2 protein-coding genes and 1 pseudogene are annotated in these 2344 nt (G+C 39.5%); all 3 read right to left on the bottom strand.

Annotated elements, in window-relative coordinates:
- Window positions 1–180: pseudogene (locus tag PX482_RS22945) on the bottom strand (ClpB D2-like domain containing protein); the annotation flags it as partial.
- A 17-nt stretch (window positions 181–197) separates the two neighbouring features.
- On the bottom strand, window positions 198–1715 hold the full coding sequence (locus tag PX482_RS22950; RefSeq protein ID WP_002756710.1) for a glycosyltransferase family 39 protein: 1518 nt from the start codon (window positions 1713–1715) through the stop codon (window positions 198–200).
- Between the two features lie 141 nt (window positions 1716–1856).
- Window positions 1857–2138, bottom strand: coding sequence for a hypothetical protein (locus tag PX482_RS22955; protein ID WP_002756712.1), 282 nt, complete (start codon window positions 2136–2138; stop codon window positions 1857–1859).
- Window positions 2139–2344 lie beyond the last annotated feature (206 nt).

A 2344-nucleotide genomic window follows, 5' to 3' on the forward strand; every position in this document is an offset into this window, starting at 1 on the left:
TTATTCGATCACGGGAGCGATTAACTCGCGTCTTTCCCCCGAAATAACTTTCACCTTACCTTCCTCATCGATATCGACCATGGCAGTATCCCCATCAGAAACCCGTCCGGAGAGAATTTCCTCAGCCAGAACATCTTCCAACAGACGCATAATCGCACGACGTAAGGGACGAGCAAGGTATTAAGTCTCCATAACTACTACCCAATCACTAGGAAAAGTAGAGTGCTGATCAAAGCTGTGATCAAGAGGAATCCCCAAATTTTCCAGAGCAATCCTTGCGCTTTGTTGGATTTAAGAGGCCAGAAATACACCCTACTGGCGAGATCAGACTTATTGTACTTTTCCTCAGTTAAGCAACTTTGGGATCGAGAAAGACCAATTAAGCAACTAACACTGTCGATACGTTCACCTAAACGAAACCTCAAAAAACTTTTTGGTTCTGCAAAGTTGACCACACCACTATTTACACTAGGGTCAAAGACAAGAGAAGCAAATTGAACCAAAATAGAAAGAACAACCAAGCTGCTAATTAACCATCGTTTGAGTCGATTAACCGATAACATCTCTAAGATTAGCAAAGCTATTAAGGGGAGAAGCAGTAGCTGAACTGAGGTAACGTGATAACGAGCAGCCCAAGAACCATCTCCATGCCAGAAATCCAGTTTGCTGGTTAAGATAATATGAAAGACAAGTGCAAAAATTGAGGAAATAAAATATATTCGTATATAAGGTGTTAATTTGTTAAATAAAATAATCCCCAATACTAAACACGGTAAAAGAAAGGGGTCGTAAATAAATATACTTTTAGCTGGTGAGAAGAGAACGCCGAGAATACCAACGTAGGGAGGGTGTATGAGAGGATAATTAGGGGGCAATTCTGGCAACCCTGAAAAGATTGCTCCATTGCGGATTTGCTCCATGAGTAAGGATGTTCCCGTTGTCCAAAAATCCCCAAAGCGTAAGTAATTAAATAATCTACTCATAAAAAAGAAGGGAAATAAGCCGAAGTTCCAGAGTATGGCTGTCTTAAAGATTTGATTCAGCTTGAAATTTTTATAAATTAGACAGCTAATTAGAAACCCAAAAACTGTGAGAGCATAAATGATAGTTGTCGAGCGAATTATAATAGCTGCTCCGATTGCCAATCCACTCAAAAAAACATAAGGTACTTTGTTAGTTTTAATATAAGCTAAAGCACAAGCATAACCTAAAATCACACAAAGTAGGACTGGATTATTTTGTTGAAAAGTTTGTGCATAGTGGAGAACGGTAGTACCTAGCAACCAAATCAAGCTAGCAGATGCCGCAATTTTCTCCTGAAAATCAAATAGTCTAAGTAACCAATAACAAGAGAGAACAACTAATACATTTAGAGGGATAACTACAAGAAAACTAACCGCAAATTCTCGTAATAAATAAGGCTTAATACTAGGAAAAACTTTAGAGAGTTGAGTGCCAATCCAATCTGCGGGCAACATTAATAAAGATTGTCCCATATCATAATGTTCATATCGTTTTCCATCTACTCCTAAAACACCAACACGGTCTAATCGAGAGGAAGGACGATAATTTGGGGGTAAAGAAACCTCCTCAGTTCCTGTCCACAGGGCATGGGCCATTCTTAGCCTAACATCGGTATCTGGAGGTAAGTTGGCAGGATTGATTATTGTTATCCAGAGTAGGGCAATAAGAGCTACTTTTGTGACTGTTTTCATGATCATCTATTTTTAGTATCTGTTTGAAAAGTTATCGGGCGTTGCTGATTTTAAGTATCAATTGTCCTCTCGGCAATTTTTAAAACCTAGCAGTAAGGTAACTTGTGGATAGGAGGCACAATTTAGTCTTCATGTCTTGATTCAGCGACACCGCTTTTTACTATCCTCCGCTGCTGCCGCTTCTAGGCTGGTAATTGCGGTTTCTGCCGTCAAAATGTCAGGAATATCACTTAAACTAGCAGTTTGATAAACCTGTTCATTTCTAGCAAATAAATTGCTCATATCTTGAGAATAATTAGAAGCGATCGATAGCAAAGCTCCGGCAAAAATATAAAGAGGTAAAGGCAAAATAAACCCCTTGGCCCATTGATAAAACTCCACCAACAAAAATAACAAAACACAGCCCACAAACCAAACTTTCATCGCACTTTTTCCCTATTTTTACGAGAAAAGGTGAGCAAGAAGCCCACCTTTTATTTAACTAATTACAGTGAGAATTTATTCGATCACGGGAGCGATTAACTCGCGTCTTTCCCCCGAAATAACTTTCACCTTACCTTCCTCATCGATATCGACCATGGCAGTATCCCCATCAGAAACCCGTCCGGAGAGAATTTCCTCAGCCAGAA

This window comes from Microcystis sp. M53602_WE12, from assembly GCF_030065455.1.
Classification (GTDB): Bacteria; Cyanobacteriota; Cyanobacteriia; order Cyanobacteriales; family Microcystaceae; genus Microcystis; species Microcystis aeruginosa.